21 protein-coding genes and 2 tRNA genes are annotated in these 24,983 nt (G+C 34.9%); 15 read left to right on the forward strand and 8 right to left on the reverse strand.

The window, feature by feature from the left end; translation table 11 throughout:
* Nucleotides 1-102 precede the first annotated feature (102 nt).
* The gene (clpP, locus tag J3495_RS00685) at nt 103-777 is read left to right on the forward strand and encodes an ATP-dependent Clp endopeptidase proteolytic subunit ClpP (protein ID WP_210664638.1); all 675 of its coding nucleotides are present in this window, start codon (nt 103-105) and stop codon (nt 775-777) included.
* A gap of 161 nt (nt 778-938) precedes the next feature.
* A complete protein-coding gene (clpX, locus tag J3495_RS00690; protein ID WP_210664639.1) occupies nt 939-2,171 on the forward strand; it encodes an ATP-dependent Clp protease ATP-binding subunit ClpX in 1,233 nt (410 codons plus the stop codon).
* 238 nt (nt 2,172-2,409) lie between these two features.
* On the opposite strand, the gene J3495_RS00695 is transcribed toward clpX, so the two are convergent.
* Nucleotides 2,410-3,375: a GlxA family transcriptional regulator gene (locus J3495_RS00695; protein WP_210664640.1), complete on the reverse strand. Its 966-nt coding sequence runs from the start codon at nt 3,373-3,375 to the stop codon at nt 2,410-2,412.
* Nucleotides 3,376-3,506: 131 nt separating this feature from the next.
* Between J3495_RS00695 and J3495_RS00700 the strand changes: the two genes are divergently transcribed.
* From J3495_RS00700 to serB, 6 genes are all read left to right on the forward strand, one after another.
* Nucleotides 3,507-3,917 (forward strand): VOC family protein, encoded by a 411-nt coding sequence (locus tag J3495_RS00700; protein WP_210664641.1) that lies wholly within the window; start codon nt 3,507-3,509, stop codon nt 3,915-3,917.
* A gap of 27 nt (nt 3,918-3,944) precedes the next feature.
* The gene (locus J3495_RS00705) at nt 3,945-4,757 is read left to right on the forward strand and encodes an SRPBCC domain-containing protein (RefSeq protein ID WP_210664642.1); all 813 of its coding nucleotides are present in this window, start codon (nt 3,945-3,947) and stop codon (nt 4,755-4,757) included.
* Between the two features lie 20 nt (nt 4,758-4,777).
* Entirely contained in the window at nt 4,778-5,182 is a 405-nt protein-coding gene (locus J3495_RS00710) for an SRPBCC family protein (RefSeq protein ID WP_210664643.1), read from the forward strand.
* Between the two features lie 108 nt (nt 5,183-5,290).
* Nucleotides 5,291-5,728, forward strand: coding sequence for an SRPBCC family protein (locus tag J3495_RS00715; RefSeq protein ID WP_210664644.1), 438 nt, complete (start codon nt 5,291-5,293; stop codon nt 5,726-5,728).
* A 33-nt stretch (nt 5,729-5,761) separates the two neighbouring features.
* Nucleotides 5,762-6,202 carry a VOC family protein gene (locus J3495_RS00720; RefSeq protein WP_210664645.1) on the forward strand — a complete coding sequence of 147 codons (441 nt, stop codon included), beginning with the start codon at nt 5,762-5,764 and terminating at the stop codon, nt 6,200-6,202.
* Nucleotides 6,203-6,360: 158 nt separating this feature from the next.
* Entirely contained in the window at nt 6,361-7,590 is a 1,230-nt protein-coding gene (gene serB / locus J3495_RS00725) for a phosphoserine phosphatase SerB (protein ID WP_210664646.1), read from the forward strand.
* Between the two features lie 602 nt (nt 7,591-8,192).
* Here the strand turns inward: serB and J3495_RS00730 are convergent.
* Nucleotides 8,193-9,701 (reverse strand): GH3 auxin-responsive promoter family protein, encoded by a 1,509-nt coding sequence (locus J3495_RS00730; RefSeq protein WP_210664647.1) that lies wholly within the window; start codon nt 9,699-9,701, stop codon nt 8,193-8,195.
* A 238-nt stretch (nt 9,702-9,939) separates the two neighbouring features.
* On the opposite strand from J3495_RS00730, the gene J3495_RS00735 reads away from it, so the two are divergent.
* Nucleotides 9,940-10,734 carry a DUF2797 domain-containing protein gene (locus J3495_RS00735; protein ID WP_210664648.1) on the forward strand — a complete coding sequence of 265 codons (795 nt, stop codon included), beginning with the start codon at nt 9,940-9,942 and terminating at the stop codon, nt 10,732-10,734.
* Nucleotides 10,735-10,989: 255 nt separating this feature from the next.
* Nucleotides 10,990-12,069 carry a glycosyltransferase family 9 protein gene (locus J3495_RS00740; protein ID WP_210664649.1) on the forward strand — a complete coding sequence of 360 codons (1,080 nt, stop codon included), beginning with the start codon at nt 10,990-10,992 and terminating at the stop codon, nt 12,067-12,069.
* A 129-nt stretch (nt 12,070-12,198) separates the two neighbouring features.
* Here the strand turns inward: J3495_RS00740 and J3495_RS00745 are convergent, their stop codons facing one another.
* Complete coding sequence (locus J3495_RS00745; RefSeq protein WP_210664650.1) at nt 12,199-14,793, reverse strand: AsmA-like C-terminal region-containing protein; 2,595 nt, start codon at nt 14,791-14,793, stop codon at nt 12,199-12,201.
* A gap of 176 nt (nt 14,794-14,969) precedes the next feature.
* Nucleotides 14,970-16,727: a signal peptide peptidase SppA gene (gene sppA / locus J3495_RS00750; RefSeq protein ID WP_210664651.1), complete on the reverse strand. Its 1,758-nt coding sequence runs from the start codon at nt 16,725-16,727 to the stop codon at nt 14,970-14,972.
* A gap of 311 nt (nt 16,728-17,038) precedes the next feature.
* Between sppA and folK the strand changes: the two genes are divergently transcribed.
* Nucleotides 17,039-18,172, forward strand: coding sequence for a 2-amino-4-hydroxy-6-hydroxymethyldihydropteridine diphosphokinase (gene folK, locus J3495_RS00755; RefSeq protein ID WP_210664652.1), 1,134 nt, complete (start codon nt 17,039-17,041; stop codon nt 18,170-18,172).
* A 44-nt stretch (nt 18,173-18,216) separates the two neighbouring features.
* Here folK and J3495_RS00760 read toward each other — a convergent pair whose 3' ends face one another.
* The gene (locus tag J3495_RS00760; protein WP_210664653.1) at nt 18,217-18,753 is read right to left on the reverse strand and encodes an RNA methyltransferase; all 537 of its coding nucleotides are present in this window, start codon (nt 18,751-18,753) and stop codon (nt 18,217-18,219) included.
* Between the two features lie 75 nt (nt 18,754-18,828).
* Nucleotides 18,829-19,257, reverse strand: a complete 429-nt coding sequence (locus J3495_RS00765; protein ID WP_210664654.1) for a DUF1573 domain-containing protein — start codon at nt 19,255-19,257, stop codon at nt 18,829-18,831.
* A gap of 157 nt (nt 19,258-19,414) precedes the next feature.
* On the opposite strand from J3495_RS00765, the gene mutS reads away from it, so the two are divergent.
* From mutS to J3495_RS00785, 4 genes are all read left to right on the forward strand, one after another.
* Nucleotides 19,415-22,021, forward strand: a complete 2,607-nt coding sequence (gene mutS, locus J3495_RS00770; protein ID WP_210664655.1) for a DNA mismatch repair protein MutS — start codon at nt 19,415-19,417, stop codon at nt 22,019-22,021.
* Nucleotides 22,022-22,171: 150 nt separating this feature from the next.
* Nucleotides 22,172-22,244 (forward strand) — tRNA-Gly (locus J3495_RS00775).
* Between the two features lie 14 nt (nt 22,245-22,258).
* Nucleotides 22,259-22,344, forward strand: a tRNA-Leu gene (locus J3495_RS00780).
* Nucleotides 22,345-22,605: 261 nt separating this feature from the next.
* Entirely contained in the window at nt 22,606-22,980 is a 375-nt protein-coding gene (locus J3495_RS00785; protein WP_210664656.1) for a DUF1508 domain-containing protein, read from the forward strand.
* Between the two features lie 118 nt (nt 22,981-23,098).
* On the opposite strand, the gene J3495_RS00790 is transcribed toward J3495_RS00785, so the two are convergent.
* Nucleotides 23,099-23,323, reverse strand: a complete 225-nt coding sequence (locus J3495_RS00790; protein WP_210664657.1) for a PG1828 family lipoprotein — start codon at nt 23,321-23,323, stop codon at nt 23,099-23,101.
* A gap of 348 nt (nt 23,324-23,671) precedes the next feature.
* The gene (locus tag J3495_RS00795) at nt 23,672-24,901 is read right to left on the reverse strand and encodes a 3-deoxy-D-manno-octulosonic acid transferase (RefSeq protein WP_210664658.1); all 1,230 of its coding nucleotides are present in this window, start codon (nt 24,899-24,901) and stop codon (nt 23,672-23,674) included.
* Nucleotides 24,902-24,983: the final 82 nt, after the last annotated feature.

The following is a 24,983-nucleotide window of genomic DNA, read 5'->3' on the forward strand; positions in this document are numbered from 1 at the left end:
AAGAAGACAAATTGACATCCTCGTGTAAAAAGGTATGAACTTTGTTTGATAGGTTTAAGTCTCTTTTGAGACTTTGGACTTTCAAACTTTTAAACTAAAAATATGAACTACGGTAAAGAATTTAAAAAATTTGCTACAAAGCACCAAGGAGTAAACGCTATGTACTACGATAAGATCGTAGCAGCGATGAATCCTACCAATATGACTCCTTACATTATCGAAGAGCGTCAGTTGAATATTTCTCAATTGGATGTTTTTTCAAGATTAATGATGGACAGAATTATCTTTTTAGGGACTGGTATCGACGATCAAATCGCCAATATCGTTCAGGCGCAATTATTATTTTTAGAAAGTGCCGATGCTTCAAAAGACATTCAAATATACCTAAATTCTCCGGGAGGAAGCGTTTACGCAGGATTAGGAATTTATGACACGATGCAATACATCAAGCCAGATGTGGCTACAATTTGTACAGGTATGGCAGCCTCAATGGGAGCTGTTTTATTGTGTGCAGGAGCAGCAGGAAAACGTTCGGCTTTGCCGCACTCGAGAGTAATGATTCACCAACCATCAGGAGGAGCACAAGGAGTTGCGACTGACATGGAAATCAATTTACGCGAAATGTTGAAACTGAAAGATGAGTTGTACAATATTATTTCGCATCATTCAGGACAAACTTTTGACAGAGTGCATAAAGACAGTGAACGTGATTACTGGATGAAAGCTGACGAAGCAAAAGAATACGGAATGATTGACGAAGTGTTGAGAAGAGGATAATTTTTTAAGGTTCAAAGTTACAAAGGCACTGAGGTTCTGAGTGCTTCTTCTTTGAGATTAAAAAAGAATATAAAAATAAAAAGTGTAAAGAGGCTAAGTTTCTGGGATTAGAAAAAAATCTTAGAAACTTAGTAGCTTAGCAACTTAGTAACTAAAAAAGAATGGCTAAAGTAGTATTAGAATGTTCGTTTTGTGGAAGAAAGAAGCCAGAAACCAATTTATTAATTGCAGGGATTAATGCACATATTTGTGATAAGTGTATTGAGCAAGCACACGGAATTGTATTAGAAGAATTAAAATCAAGCGGAAGCGCAAAATTAGTTGGAGACTTAATATTAAAGAAACCAAAAGAAATTAGAGCTTTCTTAGATCAATACGTTATTGGTCAGGATCAGACCAAAAAAGTAATGTCGGTTGCGGTTTACAATCACTACAAACGTTTAATGCAGCAGCAATTAGACGACGAAGTAGAGATTGAAAAAAGTAACATCATCATGGTGGGACAAACCGGAACCGGAAAAACATTGGTCGCTAAAACGATCGCAAAAATGTTAGATGTTCCTTTGGCTATTGTTGATGCAACGGTACTTACAGAAGCAGGTTATGTGGGCGAAGATGTCGAAAGTATTTTGACACGTTTGCTGCAGGCTGCTGATTATGATGTAACCAAAGCCGAAAGAGGAATCGTTTTTATTGATGAAATTGATAAAATCGCCCGTAAGAGTGATAATCCATCGATAACACGTGATGTTTCGGGAGAAGGTGTGCAACAAGCATTATTGAAATTATTAGAAGGGACAGTTGTAAATGTACCGCCAAAAGGAGGTCGTAAACATCCAGACCAAAAGTTTGTTGAGGTTAACACCCAAAACATTTTGTTTATTGCAGGTGGTGCTTTTGATGGAGTAGAACGTATTATTTCGAAACGTTTAAACCGTCAGGCTGTTGGATATTCTACCTCTAAAAATGTAGACAATATCGACAAAGACAATTTATTGCAATATATTATTCCGAAGGACATTAAAGATTTCGGATTAATTCCGGAAATTATTGGTCGTTTACCAGTTTTGACACACATGGATCCTTTAGACAGAGAAACATTGCGTGCCATCCTGACACAGCCTAAAAATGCTCTGATCAAACAATATCAAAAGTTATTTTTGATGGATGAAGTAGAATTTAGCATTACCGATGAAGCATTAGATTTTATTGTAGACAAAGCGTTAGAATACAAATTAGGAGCTCGTGGATTGCGTTCGTTATGCGAAGCGATTTTGACAGACGCCATGTACGAATTGCCAAGTTCAGATGATAAAATACTAACAATTGACAGAGAATATGCTGAACATACTTTGAGTAAAAATTTACTAAAAAGAATGGAAATTGCTTCGTAATTAGCAATTGATTTCGATATAATTCTAAAAACCTGCTTCTTTACTGGAGTAGGTTTTTTTTGCATTTTTTTAAATGGCTTTCGACCTTTCTTCTAGTTTTAAAAATGATGAAAACTAAACGTTCTCTTTAGCCCTGATCGTAACGGCATCCTATTGTTGCGGGGTTCGCAACAATAGATATAGTGAAGAGCAGGAGGAGTCGTGTTGTTGAAACCAGATTTCCTGCTTCTGAAAAAAACTACTGCACCCTAAACTTCTCCCGATATTCAATGGGTTTCATTCCGACCATTTTATAAAAAACCTTTCGGAATGCTTTTGGGTCAGTGTAACCTATTTTTTCGATGATCTCAGAAATCGAAAGTTGGGTTTGTTCGAGATATTTTTTAGAACTTTCTACGCGTATATTTTGTAAATATTCAATAGGAGGAATTCCGGTAACTTGCTTAAATCGTCGGGTCATGTTTCGGGTACTGGCGGGAATGTCTTTGGTGATTTCCTCTAGTTTTTCAATAGTGCTGTATTGATTTTCGATTTTTTGCTGCAGCATGGCTACCAGATTGTCGTTGTGCAAATGATTGGGTCTAAAAGTACTGAAATAGCTTTGCTTGTAGCGGTTTAAATCAATAGAGAAAATCTTTGCAATCTGAACGGCAATTTCGTTTCCGCAATATTTCTGAACCAGCAAAATCAGTAAATGAAACGTTGACGTCGAGCCGCCACTGGTATATAAACTTCCATCTGCCGTTAATGTTTCCTCCGATTTTAATTTTACTAACGGAAAAGCTTTTGTAAAGGCACTACAGGCATCAACATGTGTAGTAGCGAGTTTCTCGTTAAGTAGTCCAGAAGCGGCAAACAAAAAAGCGCCCGTACAAAAACTCGCCAGTTCTGCTCCAGACCGATGTTGCTTTTGTAACCAGGGAATAAACATTTTATTCTTGGCAATCATCTCACTCATGTTGTCGGTGGTAAAAGCGGGAATCAAAATGAGGTCTAAATTTACATCTGAATCCTGAATAGACCGCACTTCATAACCAAAGAGCTGTTTCTGAGTTATTTGCTCAGCCGATTGAAAAGTCATTATTTCAAAAGGCTTTTCGTTTTCGTTATGTAGTTTATTGGTCGTTTCAAAAACTTCTAAAATGGCTGCTATACTTAATAATTTATAGTCGTGCGGAATAATTAAACCTACTTTCTTACTCATGATTTTAGCTTTTAGAATGTAACGAAGATATAAATTTTGTCTTAAATGACCCTAAAGTTGACTTTTTATGTAGTTTAATGTCGGTTTTGAAATTTTAAATTTGTCTTGAATAATTTGTAATTTTATTAAAAATGACAACAAAAATTTTCCTGAACCTTCCTGTTAAAGATTTAAATCGGACCATCGCATTTTTTACCCAATTAGGATTTTCGTTCAATCCAAAATTTACAAATGAAAAAGGCACTTGTTTGGTTATTGGCGAAAATAGTAATGTAATGCTTTTGGTTGAAGAGTTTTACAAAACCTTTACTAAAAAGGAAATTTGCAATACCGCTACCACAAGCGAAGTTATTATTTCGATAGCTGTTGAAACTCGCGCACAAGTAGATGAAATGATCGAAAAAGTTATCAAGGCCGGTGGTTCAGAATACATGAAGGTGCAGGATTATGGCTGGATGTATCATCGCACTTTTCTGGATATGGATGGTCATCATTGGGAGGTTTTCTTTATGGATGAAACTCAGATGCCACAGATGAATTAGTGTTTTTTTAAACAAGAAATTTAAAGTATGATAACTGTACAAACTACTGTAAATGCCCAGATTGATATAGTTTGGGAATACTGGACAATTCCGGAACATATTCAGAAATGGAATAATCCCACTGATGATTGGCATACGCCATATATAGAGAACGATTTGAGGCCAGAAGGGAAATTCAAATACACGATGGCTACCAAAGATAAAAGGGTCTCTTTTGATTATGAAGGAATTTATACTCAAGTCGAACATTTTTCTCTTATAACATACAAACTTTACGACAACAGAATAGGGAGTGTTCAGTTTGAAGATCAAGATAATCAGGTAAAAATCACAGAAATATTTGAACCCAATAAAGAAAATCCTGAAAGTGAGCAAGAGCAATTTTGCCAGGGAGTTATTGATAATTTCAAAAAGTATGTTGAAGCCAACTCAGGGACTAAGCAAATAATCAAAAACAGCGAGGTAACTGAATTTCTAGACCAACTTAACCATCCGCTTAGAGAAGAAATAGAGGAATTAAGAAAGATCATTTTAGCATCAAATAAAAATTTGACTGAAAATATAAAATGGAATGCACCAAATTATTGCTTTGAAAAAGATGACCTAATTACAATGAAGATAAAGCCTGTAAGCACTCAAATTCAATTGATTTTTCATAGAGGAGCAAAAAAGCAAGAACAGCCGAAGGGCAAATTGATTGCCAATAACAGTAAAATGTTAGTATGGAAAGAAAACGACAGAGCCATCATCACTTTTAAAAACAGCCAAGAAATTGAAATTGGAAAAGTGGAACTGGAAAAAATTATAAACGAATGGATAAAAGCCACGAAAAATAAATAAATCTTTTAAATAGAAATAATATGATTACAATAAAAACAACGATTAATGCACCAATAGAAAAGGTCTGGCAGTTCTGGACATTGCCAGAACATATTACAAAATGGAGTTTTGCTTCTCCCGATTGGCATAGTCAATATGCAGAAAATGATTTGAGAGTTGGAGGAAAATTTACCACCAACATGGCTGCTAAAGATAGCAGTATGAGTTTTGACTTTGAGGGAGAATATACGTTGGTACAACAAAACGAAGCCATTCAGTATAGAATAGGCGACGGAAGAAAAGTTGAAATTACATTTAAAGAGACTCCAGATGGAGTGGAAATAATTGAAAGTTTCGATCCTGAAACACAAAATCCTGAAGAAATGCAACGCGCAGGATGGCAGGCAATTTTGGATAATTTTAAAAAGTATGTTGAGAATAATTAGTTTTTTAAAGGGATAATAAATTTTTTGAGCTAAACTTAAATTGTATTATAGGGCATCGCTGGAACATATTATTCATGGATTTTGATAAAATACCTAAATAAATTAGATATGGAAACATTAGATTTTACAATTAGAATCAAGGCCACAGTAGAAAAAGTCTGGTCTGTTTTATGGGAGGATGAGACCTACAAAAAATGGACAACATCTTTTTGCGAAGGATCTTACGCAGTGAGCGATTGGAACGAAGGCAATACAATACATTTCATGTCTCCAGACGGACGAGGAATGTATAGTATTATAGAAACGAAAAACCATAATGAGTACATGGCTTTTAAGCATATTGGCGAAATCAAAGATTTTAAAGAACTGCCAATCGATGAAGAGACCAAAAAATGGAGTGGCGCAAGAGAAACCTATCGATTGATTCCTGATGGCGAGTTTACTGTTTTGATAGCGCAGGTGGATGTGGTAGAAAAATACATGGACTATTTTAAACAAGCTTTCCCAAAAGGTTTAGAAATAGTAAAACAACTTTCAGAAGCGTAAAAAACAATACAAAAACTATAAAAATATCAAATCATGGCAACAACAGTAAACCCTTATTTAATTTTTAACGGAAAAGGCGAAGAAGCATTTTTATTTTACAAATCAGTTTTTGGAGGAGAATTTCCGTATATCGGAAAATTCAAAGACGGGCCAGCAGAAGAAGGAGATGAAGTACTTTCTGACGAAGATTCAAACAGAATTATGCACGTTTCGCTGTCTGTTGGAAATACAATTTTAATGGGCAGTGACAGTCATCCAAAATTTGGAGAAGTAGGTTTTGGAGATAATTTCTCAGTTTCTATCAATACCGAAAGTACCGATGAAGCAGACAGAATTTTTAACGGACTTTCAGCTGGAGGCAAAGTCGAAATGCTGATGAATAAAACGTTCTGGGGTGCTTATTTCGGAATGTTTAAAGACAAATTCGGAATCAATTGGATGGTCAATTTCGATGAAAACGAACACAACCAATAATGTAAAAGTTATGTTATTCTAATACAGAAACATAATTGTTAAATTAATTCAGAAAGTACATCTTTATGTGCTTTTTGTTTACAAAAAAACAAAGGATATACTTTTTTATCAACAATAGATTGTCGATTTTTGTCGCTTCAAAAATCAATACAGCTAAAATGGCGATAGAAGATAAAGAGATTATTTTACTAAAAGTTTCAGGTCACGACAAACCGGGGGTAACTGCGGGTTTAACATCCGTATTGGCAACGTATGACGCTATTATTTTAGATATCGGTCAGGCCGATATTCATGACACACTTTCGTTGGGAATTTTGTTCGAAATTCAGGCTGGTTCTACTTCAGGGCCTGTGCTAAAAGACCTGTTGTTTAAGGCGTACGAACTAGAAATTAAAGTAAAATTTATTCCGGTTTCTATTGATGATTACGAAAAGTGGGTAAAATCGCAGTCGACACAACGGTACATTATAACCGTTTTGGGCGAAAAATTAGCCGCTTCACAGCTGGCTGGCGTAACCAAAATAGTATCAGATCAGGACCTGAATATTAACTCTATTATACGATTAACCGGCAGAACTTCTGTGGTAGAAATCGAGCAATATCCACGTTCCTGCATACAATTATCGGTAACAGGAAATATTGTAGACAAGATCGCCATGACGGCAAGTTTTATGGAGATTTCCAGAACTTTAGACGTCGATATTTCTTTTCAGGAAGATAATATTTACCGCAGAAACAGACGCTTGGTTTGTTTTGACATGGATTCTACCCTAATTCAGGCAGAAGTAATAGACGAGCTGGCCGAACTACACGGAGTAGGCGAGCAGGTAAAAGCAATTACAGAAGCGGCAATGAATGGCGAAATTGATTTTAACGAAAGTTTCAAAAAACGCATGGCCCTGTTAGAAGGCCTCAGTGAAGACGTATTGCAAACCGTTGCCGAAAATCTTCCTATTACAAAAGGCGCACACCGCTTGATGAAAGCCTTAAAATATTACGGCTATAAAACTGCCATTTTATCGGGAGGATTCACCTATTTTGGACACTATTTGCAAAAAGAGCTGGGCATCGATTATGTGCATGCCAACCAACTCGAAATTAAAGATGGCAAACTAACTGGCAAATATTTGGGCGACATCGTAGACGGCCTTAAAAAAGCCGAACACCTAAAAGCAATTGCCGAAAAAGAAGGCATACACATCAACCAAACCATTGCTGTTGGAGACGGCGCCAACGATTTGCCAATGCTCAATTTGGCTGGCCTCGGCATCGCTTTTCACGCCAAACCAAAAGTAAAAGAAAACGCCGCAAGCTCGATCTCTAGCCTCGGTCTCGATGGTGTTTTGTACCTATTGGGCTACCACGACCGATACATCGACATGATGTAAAGGCATTAAATAACACAAATTACGTCATACTGAGGAACAAAGAATCTCCGTAAGTAGCTCGACAATCAAATACAAAAACCTTAGATTGTTTTAGGTCTAAGGTTTTTTTATGGGCATGCCCCGCAGAAAAAGCGGGTCGGGCTATCCGTTACAATCTTTTGTGCCGAACCCCGGCACAAAAGGATTTTCACTCCTATCCCTCATGCGATCTTGTATTCATAACACCATTTTTTGTTCAACACGCCAAATTTCACATCCCAGACGTAAAATTTCACGTTAAAGACGCCAAATTTCACATCGCTGACGTGAAATTTCACATCACGGATGTAAAACTTCACGTCAAAGACGCCAAATTTCACATCATAGACGTCAAATTTCACATCACGGATGTAAAACTTCACGTCAAAGACGCCAAATTTCACATCACAGACGTGAAACTTCACATCGCTGATGCCAAATTTGGCCTATAAATCTGTTGAGATAAAGAGTTATTGAAAATGGTTAGCAGTTTTGCTACAGCACAAAAGAGCACAATACTGTGCTATGCCTTCTTAGTCTCTTACGGTAGTTTTTTAAATAATACAGTCAGTAGGGTTTTATGCCTACATCTCCTTCAACTGCTCCAAATAGTCTCTTTGGTTCGAGAGTCTCGGAATTTTGTGTTGTCCGCCTAGTTTGTCTCTTTCCTTTAGCCAATCATAAAATAAATTTTCGCGCGCCACATTAATCACCAAAGGATTTAGCGTCATATTGTTGTAGCGTTTGGCTTCGTAGTCAGAGTTTAAGGTTTGCAAAGTCTCGTCTAGCACTTTCTGGAAAAGTCCAACATCAGCTGGTTTTTTCTTAAATTCAATCATCCATTCGTGAGCACCTTTTTCTTTGTCTTGCATAAAAATAGGGGCAACGGTGTAATCAATTACTTCGGTTTGGGTAATTTCGCAGGTTTTGGCGATCGCCTGATCGGTATTTTCGACCATTAATTCTTCTCCAAACACATTAATATGATGTTTGGTTCTACCTGTAACCCTTATTCTGTAAGGGTTTAAAGATGTAAAACGTACCGTGTCGCCAATCAAATAACGCCACAATCCAGAATTGGTTGTAATGACAATCGCGTAGTTTTTATTGAGCTCTACATCGGCCAGACGCACTATCTTTTGGTTTGGAGTTTCAAAAGTATCCATCGAAATAAATTCGTAGAAAATCCCGTAATCCAGCATCAGCAATAAATCACAGGAGTTATTAAGGTCCTGAATGGCAAAAAAACCTTCAGAGGCATTATAAATTTCGTAGTATCTGAAATCTTTGCTTGGTAATATTTTTTTGTATTGTTCTTTGTACGGAGAAAAACTCACACCACCATGAAAATAAACTTCCAGATTGGGCCAGAGTTCCAATAAGTTGCTTTTGCCTGTATTTTCTAACACCTTATTCATAAGCACCAGCATCCAGGATGGAACACCCGCAAAACTGGTTACATTTTCATTTTTTGTTTCATTGATAATCGCCGCAATTTTTGATTCCCATTCGGTCATCAACGAAGTCTTATTACTCGGAGTACTGCTGAATTCGGCCCAAATAGGCATGTTTTCAATCAGAATTGCAGATAAATCGCCAAAGAAAGTATTGTTGTTCTCGTAAATTTGAGAGCTTCCGCCCAAGCGAAGACTTTTGCCTAAAAACAATTCCGAATCTTCGTTGTTATTCAAATACAAACAAAGCAAATCTTTGCTGCCTTTATAATGGCAGTCTTCCAGAGCCTCATTACTTACAGGTATAAATTTACTTTTGGCATTGGTGGTTCCGCTGGATTTGGCAAACCATTTTATCGGAGTTTCCCAAATTACATTTTGCTCACCCTGACGCGTACGCTCGATCAAAGGTTGCAATTCTTCGTAAGTGGCAATAGGTACTCTTTCGGCAAAGGTGGTATACGATTTAATCGAAGAAAACTCATATTGTTTTCCAAATATGGTGTGTTCAGCAGACTGCACTAAATTATGCAGCAGCTCTTCCTGAACTTCATTAGGATATTTTAGAAAAAGCTCTATTTGATGAATTCGTTGTTTGAGAACCCAAGAAGCAAATGAGTTGATTATAGATAAAGGCATGGATTATTATAAATTTTAGATTTTAGATTTCTGATTCAATTATAGGTAGTAAAGCCAGAAATTTAAAATTTGAATATCGATATACAAATACTAACTTTGTGATTGTATCAAAAATAGTATTTTTTTACAAAAAACAATTTAATTTTAGTAAAGATTCCAATTCAAAAGCGAAATTAATTCTTATAAATTCAAGGCAGGAAGAAGAATCTAAAATCTATATTCAACAATTTAAAATCAGATGACATACCAAGGCGTACTTACAAAAATGCAAACCGAAATTGGCGATCCTATTCAATATTACCTTGTTTTTGAAGATAGTTTCTTGAATATGAATCAGTTATTGAGTAAGGAAATCGAAATAAATTTTGTGGGTTACCAATGCCTAAATTGCAATAAAAAGAAAAAAATATTTAGACAAGGTTTTTGCTACGATTGTTTTTATTCAAGCCCGGCGGTAGGCGACTGGATTATGAGACCCGAATTAAGTACTGCACATTTGGGTATTGCAGATCGAGATTTGGTTTACGAAGAAAAAGTGCAATTGCAGCCCCATGTGGTATATTTGGCTTCGTCAAGCGAAATAAAAGTAGGTGTAACGCGCAAAACACAAGTGCCCACTCGATGGATTGATCAGGGAGCGACTCAGGCAATTGCAATCGTTGAAGTGCCAAACCGCTACTTGGCAGGAATTACCGAGGTAGCACTCAAGGAGCATTATGCAGATAAAACCAATTGGAGAAAAATGCTTCAGAATACAGCTGAAACTTTTGATTTATTGGAAGAAAAAGCAAAAGTAGAACGCTTGATCCCGTCAGAAGTTCAGGAATATTTTTATGCCCAAAAAGAGGATGTATACCAATTGCATTATCCGGTTTTAAACTATCCTGGTAAAGTGGCGAGTTTAAATTTAGACAAAACACCTTCTTTTCAGGGAAAACTGGTAGGTATCAAAGGACAATATTTAATTTTTGAAAATGGTACCGTTTTTAATATTCGTGGTTCCGAAGGATATATTGTGACCATCAACATCTAGTTTTATCAGTAAACGGTCGTCTGTTTACTTCTAACGGTCTAATATTTTTTGGGTTACGATGATAATTATCGTATTTTTAACTTTTCAACAATAAGAAAATGTAAATTTTGATACATTTGATTACAATTTTGTAATAATTGCTTGTTAGAAGAATTTAATTTTAGAAAAAAAAAGAACCTAGCTTTGAATAGGTTAATTTTTGTTTTTTTTAAATTTAATATAGAGATTGTATAATTCTTTAAAATCGTTTAACGGATGAGTGTTTTAGGCAAAATAAATCATTTTAGAAGAGGTGTAATGCGCAATCTGACCAAGAATATTGGGAAATCTAAATTGGATGGAAGTATTTTTTTGGTCGATAAAAACGACGTTAAAAGAGTCTTGATTTGCAGACCTAACGGGCGATTAGGAAACCTTCTTTTGATTACGCCTCTTGTTCAGGAAGTAAGCGAAATGTTTCCAAATTGTAAAATAGATTTGTTTGTTAAGGGAACATTAGCACCTATTATATTTGAAAATTATGATCATGTTGCCAAAACAATTCACTTGCCTAAAAAACCTTTTAAAAGTTTAGGAGAATATTTTAGTGTTTGGATTTCATTGAAAAGACAAAAATACGATGTGGCAATAAATGTAGATCAAAACTCTTCATCTGGAAGACTGGCCACACAATTTTCTAATGCCAAATACAAATTTTACGGTGATTTGATCAATGAAGAAGAATCTCCTAAAAACGATTATGACCATATTGCAAAATATCCAGTGTATAATTTCAGAAACTACCTGTCAAAATTAGCACTTAAAACGAGTAATAAGATAATTGCTCCTTTAGATCTAAAATTGAGTACCTCTGAGCTATTAGAAGGAAAAAAGTTACTCGTTAGTATGACAGACGAATCTAAAAAGACCATTTGTATTTTTACTTATGCCACAGGTACTAAATGTTTCTCGGAGAATTGGTGGGAGGATTTTTATGCAGCATTAAAAAAAGTATACAATACTTATAATATCATAGAAATTTTACCTGTCGAAAATGTATCGCAAATTGCTTTTCAGGCGCCCACATTTTATAGTAAAGATATTCGTGAGATAGGCAGTGTTATTGCAAATGCCGACTTGTTTATTGGCGCTGACAGCGGGATCATGCATCTGGCAAGCGCAGTTCATACGCCTACAGTAGGATTGTTTTCAGTATCCAATCTTAAAAAATACGAGCCGTATGATAATTGCAGCATCGGAATTGATACCAATACAGTTCTTCTGGAAGATTATTTTAAAATTATCGATTCTATTTTGAATAACGGCAAATTAAAATACTATTCTAAAGCAGTATAGAAAGTAGTAGATCATTCATAGAAATACGAAAGAATAATTAAAAAACTATCAAATTATCTTTTCAGCTAATACTTAAAAAAGAAAGGCCAATCAAATTTGATTGGCCTTTTACTTTTAATCCTGCTTATTTTATTTCTTCTTCTTAAACAGTCCGTTTAGTAAGTCCCCAGCTTTTTTGGTTACTTCCTCGGTCTTTTTTTCTTTTTCTGTTGCCGCACCTTTTGTGGTGTCTTTGGCTTTGGTGTTTTTATTGATTAAGTCTGTCAGGGCTGAGGTGCCTTTTTGAGTCAGCTTTTGTTTTTGCTGATTAGCGACCTGACTGGCCAAACTGCTAACCGCACTTTTCATGTCTGTACTAATTTTTGGAGTCGAAAAATTACCTGTGATCAATGCGTTTACCGGAATGTTTTCCAGTTTCGCAGCATCGGCAGGTGACATTTTAGCAATAAAAGCATTTGCTTCAGATCCTAAATATTTGGCTGGAACATCCAGTTTTAAATTGTAATTCATCGTCTGATCAAAACCGTGAGTTCCTCCAATGGTTGCTTTAATATCTTGGTATTTGATGTCAAATGGTTTTACGTTTACTTTTCCGTTATCAAAAGTCAAAGCCATTTTCAGGTCGTTAAGATTCAATTTATTCACGTCAAGAAATTTGATATTCGATCCTAAAGCACTCAACAAGGTAGAATTTTTAGCATTTACAGTCGTAGAAAGCAATTGCCCAAGTAAATCTCCAGAAATCGATTTTAAGTCGGGAGTTAACTCCTTAGCATCTAAATTTCCATTTAGTTTTATAGTCGAATTTAATTTTCCATTAATGATTCCTGCTATCGGAGCGATTTTTTTCATCATATCCAATTGCGTAAAAGTTTGCGCAATATCTACTTGATTAAATCCTAAACTCATGTCAAAAGTCGGTACTTTAGTTTTGGTAGAAACAGCTCCGTTCAAACCAATTGTTCCTCCAAAAATAGAAGTTTTAAAGTTTTCTAAGGTTGCTTTTTCATCTTTAATAAGCAATCTTCCCGATACATCTTTTAGCTTTAAATTATCATATAAAACAGTAGTAGCTTTAGCATTTAAAGTACAGTTTAAAAAAGCCGGAATTTTCATAGCTTCTGTAGGCTTGGCCTCTGTTTTTTCGGTTGCAGGTTCTCCGGTAGTCATAAAATCGTCCACCGCCAATTGGTTAGAACTCATATTAAAGTTACCTTTCAGCTCTTGTTTTTTAAACATAAAACCATAGAAATTTTCTAATACCCCATTGATGGCAATATCACTTTTTCCGGTAGTAGCATTAAATTTCTTTAAATTAATTTTTGCCGGATCAAACACAACTTCAGCAATGCTGATGTTCATCGATTTGTTGTTTTCATCGGTGTATTTAAAGCCGGACAAACTCATTGTTCCCGCATTTTTGATGTTTTCATATTGGCTTTTTTCTACCGAAGCCATGTCAAATTCTGTTGTAACATCTGCCTTCAAAATACCTGCCAACGGTTTGTCCATTTTTATAGGATAAGCTTTAGAAAGGTTAGCCAAATTGATCGTACCTTTTAGAGCTGCTTTTACGTAAGGATTAACCGTAATGTTTTTAACATTCGCTTTGGCGCTAAAAACATCCTGATCAATTTTAAACGAAAGTTTATCCAAATTAACATAAGTATCATTTAGGATTCCTGTTTCGTTAATGATTTTGGTGTCAATTACAATATTCTCAACCGATTTTGGTAAGTTCGGATATTGAAAAGAGGCATTGTGTGAAGCAATCGCAATATTAAATTTAGGAACCGTTGTATCTGTCAATTGTCCTTTTGCAAAACCAACAATTGTAAAATCACCTGTGGTTTTTACCCCATCTAAACTTGAGGCATAGGCCGAAGGAATCAAACCTAAGAAGTTGGTAAATGATGAAGTTGGCGTTTTAAATTTCAAATCATAAACCTGACCTGCTTCTACCATCTGAATAAAACCATCAAATTCTAGCGGCAACTGATTTATCAAGGCTTTGTTCTCTTTAAAAGTATATTTGCTTTGCTCTAAATCTATTCCTAAAACGGCATCCAGAGTCAATGCTATTTTTTTCATATAATTGACTTTGTCCATGTCCAGCGAAACTTTTGCTGTCGTTTTGGTATTCAAGTCTAATTTTGAATTGGTAAAATCACCCGTTCCTTCGTGGTTAAGGCTGTCAATTACCATTTTTATTTTAGAACTTTCATCAAAATACCTAAAAGTAAAATTCTCAATTTTATAATTTTGAATTTTTAATGAAAGAGGTTTGCTTTCTTCTTCTTTTGCTGTTTTTTCTTGGTCTTTTAGCGCAATATCAAAATTTCCAACACCATCTTTATTAAAGATAATATTGATCAAACCCTTTTCGGAGGTAATTCCCTGAATATTTAAAGGCTCTTCTTTTCCTTTGAAAAGCTCTTTAATACTCATCTTTAAATTCAATTCGCCTAATGAAACCAAAGTATCACCTTCAAAAGGAGCTTTGTTTATAATGGCTAATTTTTCGATAGAAACAGTTGCATTTGGAAAGTTCTTGAACAAACTTAGATCAGCATCTGCAAAACTTACTTTGGCATCGACACTTTCGTTAATGGCTTCTGTAATTTTTGCTTTTATTTCATCCTTGAAAAAATATGGAATAGCAAATAAAGCAGCAATAAGCACCACTATGACGATTCCGGCGATTTTTAAAACTTTTTTAAACATAATTTATATTGGATTTTGGGGTTTTAAATGGATACTAATGCATACAAAAATAACTTTTTTTACGTGAGTTCCAAGATAAAATTTTCATAAAAAGTAAGAAATATTTTATTTTTGTTAAATAAAAAAAATCCGTTTGAATTGATACTCAAACGGATTATTAATGATTTTATGTTATTTTACTGAATTTTTAGTCCAAATGGCATCATGGCCTGAACGCCTTTTTTGTTTTGATACCTTTTGATTTGTTCTATCAAAATATAATTTTCTTCGCCAATTTCTTCTTTTATAAACGCTTCTTTAGATTTTGCAAAAGGCAAATTAGACAAAAGATCATCTAAGTTTTTCTCGTATTCAGGATAGTTTTGTGTACTATAGCTTTTGATTTTTGCCATTTTAGCAGCTTCTGCAATGGCATCATTTAATCCTCCAATTTTATCTACCAATCCTATTTTTAAGGCTTCAGAACCTGACCAAACTCTTCCTTGCGCAATGGCATCTACTTGTGCAAAAGTCATTTTTCGGCCTTGTGCTACACGAGTCACAAAAGTATTATAAATGTTTTCAACTCCTTCTAGTGTAAAGGCTTTAAACTTTTCATCAACAGGCACAAACGGACTGTAATTAGCTGCGTTTTCATGTGTTTTTACTTGTTCCGTATTAACTCCTAATTTAGTAGCCAGTGAAGTAAAGTTGGGCAAAACTCCAAAAACACCTATAGAACCTGTTATCGTATTGTTTTCTGCAAAAATTTTATTGGCATTGCAAGCAATATAATAGCCGCCAGAAGCTGCGTAGTTACCCATAGAAACCACTACTGGTTTGATTTTTTTCGTAATTTCAATTTCTCTCCAGATCAAGTCTGAAGTCAGAGCGCTTCCGCCTGGACTATCAATTCTTAGCACAATTGCTTTTACGTCTTCATTTTTTCTGGCTTCCTGCAATGACCGACGCATTGCACCTTCTCCGATCACGGTTACATCTCCTTCGCCACTTTCAATTTCGCCTTGAGCGTAAATAATCGCAATTTGATCGCTTGAAATATCTGTTAAAGCTGTTGTCACGTTATTTTGAGTGTAATCTAAAATCGAAATTTTATTGTAATCATCATCTCCGGTCACTTTTAATGCTTTTTTGATGTCGTTATGATACACATCTTCATAAGCTACAATATCTACCAAATGTTGCGCTTTTGCCATTTCTGGCGTTCTAGCTAACAGTCCGTTGGCGATTTCATTCAGTTTTGGTAGCGAAATATTACGACTTTTTGCAATATCGCTGGCAACAGTACTCCAAAGTGAGTTGAGAAGCGCCGTAATTTGTTCTCTATTGGCATCGCTCATTTTATTTTCTAAGAAAGGTTCTACCGCACTTTTGTATTTTCCGTGGCGAATAACTTCCATGTGAATACCTGATTTTTCTTGAAAATCTTTAAAAAACATCACTTCAGAAGAAAGTCCTTTAAAGTCTAAATCTCCCGCCGGATTCAGATAAATAGTGTTGGCAACGGAGTTTAAATAATACTCTTTTTGGGAATAAGTATTGGCATACGCCCAAACAAATTTGCCCGATTTTTTGAAGCTTTCCAGAGCATTTCTTAAGTCTTTATATTGCGCTAAGCCTAATGATGATTGGTCATTTAGAATTGATATTCCTTTTATTTTTTCATCTTTTTTTGCGGCTTCGATAGCATTGATTACATCGGTTACACCAACTCCTTTTTGGCCGGAGAAAACCGTTACCCAAGGATCTTTGTATTTTCCGGCATAGTCATTTTGAATGTTTTTTAAATCAAGTTCTATAACAGAATCTGCTTTAACAGAGACTTTATCATCTCCTCCAAAAATTGCTCCTATAAGGACTATACCAAAAAAGGATAACATAATAAAAACAAAAATGCCAATAACTGTGGCGATTATATTTCCAAGAAATTTCATAAATATATTTTTTTAATAAGTATCAAAAAAGGTTGGTTCGTTACAAATATAATCTAAAAATGTTGAAATTTTTAACGGTAAAAAACAAGTCATTATTTTGAACCATACATGTTATTTGAATGTGAATGACTAATTCGAGACAAGAACTATTCTCTTGAAAATAAAGTAAGTAGTGCGGATAATTTTTATAAAAATATATTTTTTGGTCTGATAAAAACAACTTGCTCGATGGTCTTCTTGTGTTGATGCATCACTATCTCAGTAAATAATACGATCAATTCTAAAATAGTTTTAGTTAATTTGCATTAATTATGAAATCACAGCATCAGGTCGTTTTATCAATAGGCAGCAATCAGGGAAATCGGTTAGAAAACATCCAAACGTGTATCAATTTGATACATCAGGGAGTGGGAACTGTAATTAAGGTTTCTAAACTTTACGAAACGCCAGCCTGGGGTTTTGAGAGTGATGCATTTTATAATTGTGCGTTGGTTGTACATAGTTATGCATCAGCACAAAAAATATTGAATCAGGTTTTGAAAATTGAAAAGCAACTGGGCAGAATTCGTTCGGGCGAGCAAGGTTACCAATCTAGAATTATTGATGTTGATTTGATTGCTTTTGATTACGAAATTATAGAATCGGAGAAATTAAAAGTGCCGCATCCTTTGATGCAAAATCGAAATTTTGTTTTGCTGCCCATGCAGGATTTAAAATTGGATTGGAAACATCCTATTTTTCAAAAAACAGTCTCCGAGTTGATTGCTATCACACCAGACGATAGTATTTGCAGTGTGGTGCAGAATTTGAAAGACCCGCTGAAGGAAATTCCGTTAGAAACCTTCAATTATATTGCTTTTGAAGGTAATATTGGTGCGGGAAAAACTACTTTGGCACACAAAATCGCCGAAGATTTTAATGCAAAAACAGTTTTAGAACGTTTTGCCGACAATCCTTTTTTACCTAAATTTTATAAAGACCAAAACCGATATGCTTTTCCGCTCGAAATGTCTTTTTTGGCCGATCGTTATCAGCAGTTATCAGATGATTTGGCACAATTTGATTTGTTTAAGGATTTTATTGTAGCCGATTATCATATTTTCAAATCCTTAATTTTTGCTAAAATCACACTGGCAGAAGACGAATATCGTTTGTACCGCAACTTATTTGATATTATTTATAAAGAAATGCCAAAGCCGGATTTGTACATTTATTTGTATCAAAATACAGAGCGATTATTGCAAAATATTAAAAAACGAGGACGCCATTACGAGCAAAATATAGCAGCCGATTATTTAGATAAAATCAATAACGGGTATTTAGAATACATTAAATCCCAAACCGACTTGAATGTACTGATCATTGATGTTTCAGATCGTGATTTTGTAAAAAAACACGAGGATTATCTTTTTATTTTGGAGGAAATTCAAAAGGTAATCGGCTGATATGACGATTAGATAATTTTTTGAATTATCCAATTAACACATTCTTATTTAGGCCAACTGAGTTTCTGAAATAAATCCCAAACTACAATTCCGGCACTTACAGCAATATTTAGAGAATGTTTGGTACCCAATTGCGGAATTTCGATACAACCATCACAAAGAGCAACGGCTTCTTGTGCCACTCCATAGACTTCATTTCCGAAAACAAGAGCATATTTCTGATCCTTTTCGACAGTAAAATCCTGAAGAAAAACGGAACTTTCAACTTGTTCAATAGCGAGTGTAATAACGTTTTCTTTTTTTAGATTTTCAATAACTTCCAAAATATTGTCGTGGTGTTCCCAAGCAACAGTTTCGGTGGCGCCAAGAGCAGTTTTATGAATTTCTTTGTTTGGAGGCGTAGCCGTGATCCCGCACAAGATTATTTTTTCGATCAAAAAAGCATCAGCAGTTCTAAAAACAGAACCAATATTATGCAAACTACGAATATCGTCTAATACTAAAATTAGAGGTGTTTTTGTCGATTTTTTAAAATCCTCAACCGACTTTCGGTCTAGTTCACTGTTTTCAAGTTTTCTCATGTGAGTTACATTCAAGTCATAAAAAAAGCTTCCAAAGATAAGGAAGCTTTTAGATTTTTTTATAATGCTTTCAGATTAGCTTTTCACTGGATCTGGTAAAACAGTACCTTTAATAGTCAATATTTTTGTTGGTTGACCTTCAGCATTAGAAGTTACAGTTACTGTTTTTGTAAAAGCACCCACTCTGTCAGTAGCATATTTTACACCAATTATACCTTTTGCTCCTGGAGCGATTGGCTCTTTTGGAGTTGTTGGTACTGTACAACCACAAGATCCTTGTGTGTTAGTAATAATTAATGGTTTAGTTCCATTGTTTACAAAAACAAATTCACGTTTACCATCAGCATTGTGAGCAATAGTTCCGTAATCGATAGTTTCTGTTTCAAAAGCCATTCCAGCTCCTTCAACTTTGGCAACTTTAGCTTTGGCTTTTTTAGTAGCTTGAGCGTTAGCAGTGGTTACTCCTAATACTGCTATCATAGCAAATAAAATTATTTTTTTCATCTTTTAGAATCTTTATTTTAATTAACAACAAAGCTATGTAAAATTCTTAAATATGAACTTAAATTTTCCTTAAAAATTTTAATTTTTGAAGCAGTTTATTATTCCTTCAAAATAGCATAAATTCGCTATCTGATTTTTCAATTAAAAAAACAAAGATTTGGCAGCGAAAGAAAAAGTGGTGAAAGAAACGCCCTTGATGAAACAGTACAACGAAATCAAGAGAAAATATCCTGATGCATGTCTGCTTTTTAGAGTAGGGGATTTTTATGAAACCTTTGGTGAAGATGCTGTTCGGGCGTCAAAAATCCTCGGAATAACATTAACCAAGAGGGGGGCTGGTTCGGAGACTGAGACGGCCTTAGCTGGTTTTCCGCATCATTCTATTAATACGTATTTACCAAAATTGGTAAAAGCAGGTCTTCGTGTCGCAATTTGTGATCAGTTAGAAGATCCGAAAATGACAAAAACTATCGTAAAACGTGGTGTTACAGAATTGGTAACGCCCGGAGTTTCTTTAAACGATGAAGTGTTGCAATCCAAGACCAATAACTTTTTAGCATCTGTTTATTTTGCGAATAAAAGTATCGGAGTTTCTTTTTTGGATGTTTCGACGGGCGAATTTTTGACAGCTCAGGGAAATGCAGAATACATAGATAAATTGCTGCAGAATTTTAATCCAAGTGAAATTCTGGTTCCAAAAAACAATAAAAATGATTTTAAAGAAGCTTTTGGGGAAGATTTTCATAGTTTTTACCTCGAAGATTGGATATACAAAGAAGATTACGCTTTAGAAATCATCACCAAGCATTTTCAAACTATTTCTTTAAAAGGTTTTGGAGTAGAGGATTTAAAAGACGGTATTATTGCCTCTGGCGCCATTTTGTATTATCTCTCCGAAACACAGCATAACCGCGTACAGCACATCACTGCAATTCAGCGTATAGCAGAAGATGCGTATGTCTGGATGGATCGTTTTACGATTCGAAATCTGGAATTGTATCACAGTTACAATCCGAATGCTGTAACGCTTTTGGATGTCATAGACAGAACGCTTTCGCCAATGGGCGGCCGACTGCTGAAACGTTGGTTGGCGCTACCTTTAAAAGAAGCGAGTAAGATAAAAGGGCGTCACGATGTGGTTTCGTATCTGAAATCAAATCCTGAAATCCTGAATAATATTCAATATCAAATCAAGCAAATTTCAGATTTAGAACGTTTGATTTCTAAAATCGCAGCAGGGAAAGTTTCTCCACGCGAAATAGTTTATTTAAAAGAATCATTAGATGCTATCATTCCGATAAAAACATTGGCGCTCGAGAGTCCGCAAGAAGCTGTTAAAGTTATTGGAGACAGTTTGCACAGTTGTGATTTGCTGAGAGAAAAAATTAAAACAACGCTTAATCAGGATGCGCCAGTTGCGGTTGCAAAAGGAAATGCCATTGCGAAAGGAATTAATGAAGAATTAGACGATTTGAGGGCTATTTCTTCTTCAGGAAAAGAATATTTAGAAGGCATAGAAAAAAGAGAATCGGAGCGTACAGGGATTTCTTCTTTAAAAATATCTTTCAATAATGTTTTTGGATATTATATTGAAGTTCGAAATACGCATAAAGACAAAGTGCCGCCAGAATGGATTCGGAAGCAAACTTTAGTAAATGCAGAACGTTACATTACCGAAGAATTAAAAGAATACGAAACTAAAATTTTGGGTGCCGAGGAAAAAATCCAGAAAATAGAATCGGAACTTTTTGAGCAATTAGTGGCTTGGATTGCAACATATATTAAACCCGTTCAAATGAATGCTTATTTGGTTGCGCAATTGGATTGTTTGTGCTCCTTTACGCAATTGGCGGTCGAAAATAAATATGTGTGTCCCGAAATTGATGATACTTTTGAACTTGAAATCAAAAATGGGCGTCATCCCGTTATCGAAAAACAATTGCCTGTTGGTACTCCTTATATCGCCAACGACGTTTATCTGGACAGAGAAAGTCAACAGATTATCATGATTACAGGTCCGAATATGTCGGGTAAATCGGCTATTTTGCGCCAAACGGCTCTCATCGTATTATTGGCTCAAATGGGAAGTTTTGTTCCGGCTGACAGCGTTAGAATGGGTATTGTAGATAAAATCTTTACCAGAGTAGGTGCGTCGGACAATATTTCGATGGGAGAATCTACTTTTATGGTCGAAATGAATGAAACCGCATCAATTTTGAATAATATTTCAGACAGAAGTTTGGTTTTATTAGACGAAATAGGAAGAGGAACGAGTACTTATGACGGAATTTCGATTGCCTGGGCTATTGCCGAATTTTTGCATGAGCATCCGGGAAGAGCAAAAACGTTGTTTGCGACACATTATCACGAGCTGAATGAAATGACAGAATCATTACCAAGAATTCAGAATTACAATGTGGCTGTAAAAGAATTGAAAGATACCGTTCTTTTTATCAGAAAACTGGTAAAAGGAGGAAGTGCGCATAGTTTTGGTATACATGTGGCAAAAATGGCCGGAATGCCACAAACGGTTATTTTGAAAGCACAAAAACTTTTAAAGAAATTAGAAAAAAATCATTCCAGCGATGCTTTAAACGGAATCAAATCTGCAAATGACGAGATGCAAATGAGCTTTTTTAATTTAGATGATCCGTTGTTAGAACAGATAAAAGAGGAAATTTTAACCTTAGATATCAATGCAATTACGCCTGTAGAAGCACTGATGAAGCTTAATGAGATAAAAAGAATGTTGGTTAGGAAATAATTTTAGTGTTTAAAGTTTAGGTTATCAGAAGGTTATAAAATAAGTGTAATTTTTTTTGAAAAAAGGCTTGTTTAATTGAATAAATGTCCTAAATTTGCATCCGCAATACAGAACAACTCTGGTGTTGCAGTTCTTACTAGAATTTGAAACGCGAAAATAGCTCAGTTGGTAGAGCGCGACCTTGCCAAGGTCGAGGTCGCGGGTTCGAGCCCCGTTTTTCGCTCAAAACTATACAATGCTCGGATGGTGAAATTGGTAGACACGCTGGACTTAAAATCCAGTGAACAGCAATGTTCGTGCGGGTTCAAGTCCCGCTCTGAGTACTAAAGCCTCTTCTTTTGAAGAGGCTTTTTTTATGGTGTAAACTTAGTTGTTAGTAAAAATAAATTTGCGAAGTAAATTTATTTCGCAGATCAGCAATCAGCAATCAGCAATCAGCAATCAGCAATCAGCAATCAGCAATCAGCAATCAGCAATCAGCAATCAGCAATCAGCAATCAGCAATCAGCAATCAGCAATCAGCAATCAGCAATCAGCAATCAACAATCAACAATCAACAATCAACAATCAACAATCAACTTTAAATGGGTGCTTTTGTAATTAGTAAAAGGTTTAATGATGAATATAAATTTGTATTTACTTCTCGGAAAGGAAAAGTGATTTTTACAAGTTTAAGTTATGAATTGAAGTTTGAATGTGAAGAAGATATTGAAAGATTTAAAGCAAGTATCGAAACGGCTAACTTTTTAAAGTTTAAAGGCTCAGGAGGGAAGTATTTCTTTAAATTGATGTTGGGTAGCGATCACTTTGCTACAAGTCGAAAATACACAACAGAATTGCTTTTGCAAAAAGGTATAAAAGAAATTGTGCAATATGGGGCTAAGGCAGAGATTTTGGATTTCTCTTCTAATGATTCGATTTTTGAAGATGAGATGGTAGGTCAAGAGGTGATTGAATAAAAAAAAGCGTTCTGAATATTTCAAAACGCTTTTTTTTATTGCAACTGATTAAAATTTAATCAAATAAAAAAAAACCATCACAATGGATGGTTTTAAAATCGTTAGAACTAAGTTCTAATTATTTTTTTACTTCTTTAGCAGCTTCTTCAACTTTTGCAGCAGCTGAATCAACAGTAGCAGCAGCTGAATCTACAGTAGCAGCAGCAGAATCAACTACAGCAGCAGCAGAATCAACAGTTACAGCAGTAGAATCTACAGCTTCAGTAGCTGCAGCGTCAGCTTTTTTACAAGATACAACAGTTAAAACAGCAACAACAGCTAAACTTAAAAATACTTTTTTCATCTTACTTTATTATAAAAGGTTAATTATTAATTCGTGGCAAAGATATAAATTTTTTAATATGTAAAATATTTTTTCATATTTTTTTTAAAATATTTTCGCTGCTCACGATTATCTTATTTATCAATAAATATGCCAAAACTGCAATATTGCAATATATTATTGTATTTTTTGTATTATTTATTTTTTGTTGAATTTTTAAAAAACAATTGGCTTTTTTGATTTGTTTAGTTGCAGTTTATTTTCCTTTTGATTGATTATTCGATAAGCCGCAAAAGCGAAAATAAACTCCTTTAAAGCATTTTTTTTGTAAAATTAGTATCAAAACTATGTATTGGTGTTTTAGAATGCTCAGGATATCGTTTTTAATATGCAGTCTGTTGCTCCTTTGTTGTCTTGAATGTACGACTTGCAAATTGTACCTTTTTCTTTCAGAAAACTTTCATCTGTAAGCAGTCGATCAAAAGTAGAATTTAACTCTTCTTTGTTAGCAATAACCATACAGCCTCCTATAGCTACCAATTGAACTGCTTCTGCAAAATTAGAATAATTTGGTCCAATCACAATCGGAATTCCAAATGTTGCGGGTTCTAATATGTTGTGAATACCAGGATTTCCAAAGCCTCCGCCTACATAAGCAATCGTTCCGTAGCTGTAGATTTTGGTCAATAACCCAACGGTATCAATAATAAAAACTGTGTAATCGGCTAAATTTTTGTTTTCTTTATCTGAGAATAATACTGTAGATTTTGTGATTTGAGCTTTAAGATTGGCAATTTGTTCTGTTTTTATATTATGAGGAGCAATGATAAATTTTATGTTTTTGGGAGCTTGGTTGATGTATTCAATTAGCAGGGTTTCGTCTTTTGGCCAAGAGCTTCCGATGATTACAGTGGGTTTGTTGTTTGTAAATGCGGCTATAAAATCTACATGATTGTCTCGTTCCAGAATTGCTGCCACGCGATCAAATCGGGTATCGCCAGAAATAATTACGTTATGGAAACCAATAGCCTCAATTTTTTCTTTCGAACTTTGATTCTGAACAAAAAAATACGTAAAAGTTTCAAGTGCTTTTCGATAAAATCCGCCATACCATTTAAAAAACATTTGATTGTCTCTAAAAATTCCTGAGATCAAATAAGTAGGTGCTTTTAGTTTTTTTAATTCGTTGAGATAGTTCAGCCAAAATTCGTATTTTATGAAGAAAACCATTTCCGGATGTACCAATTTTAAAAATTTGTTTGCATTGTTTTTGGTGTCTAAAGGCAGGTATACAGTGACATCGGCAACAGTATTGTTTTTTCTTACCTCATAACCTGAAGGCGAAAAAAAAGTAATGATAATTTTGTGAGAAGGATGTTTTTCTTTTATTTTTTCTATCACTGGCAGACCTTGTTCATATTCGCCAAGTGAAGCTGTATGAAACCAGATCGTTCTGTCTGAAGGATTTATTTTTTGCTCCAAAACTGCAAATACATTTTTTCGGCCTTCAACAAAAAGTTTAATTTTTGGGCTAAAAAGTGCGATGATTTTTAGAAAAAACGACGCAATAGAAACAACTAAATTATAGAGAAAAAGCATGAGTTTATTTTTTGGGCTAAAATACGTTTCTTTCGATTATTTTCATTGTTTGAAGGTATTAAATAACTATTTTTGTTCTTTG

It is taken from the genome of Flavobacterium geliluteum (assembly GCF_017948595.1).
GTDB classification, from domain to species: domain Bacteria; phylum Bacteroidota; class Bacteroidia; order Flavobacteriales; family Flavobacteriaceae; genus Flavobacterium; species Flavobacterium flavipigmentatum.

Excerpts from the sequence above, each read along its gene's own strand:
- clpP (WP_210664638.1), top strand. The coding sequence starts at position 103 with ATGAACTACGGTAAAGAATTTAAAAAATTTGCTACAAAGCACCAAGGA.
- clpX (WP_210664639.1), top strand. The coding sequence starts at position 939 with ATGGCTAAAGTAGTATTAGAATGTTCGTTTTGTGGAAGAAAGAAGCCA.
- J3495_RS00695 (WP_210664640.1), bottom strand. The coding sequence starts at position 3,375 with ATGAGTAAGAAAGTAGGTTTAATTATTCCGCACGACTATAAATTATTA.
- J3495_RS00700 (WP_210664641.1), top strand. The coding sequence starts at position 3,507 with ATGACAACAAAAATTTTCCTGAACCTTCCTGTTAAAGATTTAAATCGG.
- J3495_RS00705 (WP_210664642.1), top strand. The coding sequence starts at position 3,945 with ATGATAACTGTACAAACTACTGTAAATGCCCAGATTGATATAGTTTGG.
- J3495_RS00710 (WP_210664643.1), top strand. The coding sequence starts at position 4,778 with ATGATTACAATAAAAACAACGATTAATGCACCAATAGAAAAGGTCTGG.
- J3495_RS00715 (WP_210664644.1), top strand. The coding sequence starts at position 5,291 with ATGGAAACATTAGATTTTACAATTAGAATCAAGGCCACAGTAGAAAAA.
- J3495_RS00720 (WP_210664645.1), top strand. The coding sequence starts at position 5,762 with ATGGCAACAACAGTAAACCCTTATTTAATTTTTAACGGAAAAGGCGAA.
- serB (WP_210664646.1), top strand. The coding sequence starts at position 6,361 with ATGGCGATAGAAGATAAAGAGATTATTTTACTAAAAGTTTCAGGTCAC.
- J3495_RS00730 (WP_210664647.1), bottom strand. The coding sequence starts at position 9,701 with ATGCCTTTATCTATAATCAACTCATTTGCTTCTTGGGTTCTCAAACAA.
- J3495_RS00735 (WP_210664648.1), top strand. The coding sequence starts at position 9,940 with ATGACATACCAAGGCGTACTTACAAAAATGCAAACCGAAATTGGCGAT.
- J3495_RS00740 (WP_210664649.1), top strand. The coding sequence starts at position 10,990 with ATGAGTGTTTTAGGCAAAATAAATCATTTTAGAAGAGGTGTAATGCGC.
- J3495_RS00745 (WP_210664650.1), bottom strand. The coding sequence starts at position 14,793 with ATGTTTAAAAAAGTTTTAAAAATCGCCGGAATCGTCATAGTGGTGCTT.
- sppA (WP_210664651.1), bottom strand. The coding sequence starts at position 16,727 with ATGAAATTTCTTGGAAATATAATCGCCACAGTTATTGGCATTTTTGTT.
- folK (WP_210664652.1), top strand. The coding sequence starts at position 17,039 with ATGAAATCACAGCATCAGGTCGTTTTATCAATAGGCAGCAATCAGGGA.
- J3495_RS00760 (WP_210664653.1), bottom strand. The coding sequence starts at position 18,753 with ATGAGAAAACTTGAAAACAGTGAACTAGACCGAAAGTCGGTTGAGGAT.
- J3495_RS00765 (WP_210664654.1), bottom strand. The coding sequence starts at position 19,257 with ATGAAAAAAATAATTTTATTTGCTATGATAGCAGTATTAGGAGTAACC.
- J3495_RS00785 (WP_210664656.1), top strand. The coding sequence starts at position 22,606 with ATGGGTGCTTTTGTAATTAGTAAAAGGTTTAATGATGAATATAAATTT.
- J3495_RS00790 (WP_210664657.1), bottom strand. The coding sequence starts at position 23,323 with ATGAAAAAAGTATTTTTAAGTTTAGCTGTTGTTGCTGTTTTAACTGTT.
- J3495_RS00795 (WP_210664658.1), bottom strand. The coding sequence starts at position 24,901 with ATGCTTTTTCTCTATAATTTAGTTGTTTCTATTGCGTCGTTTTTTCTA.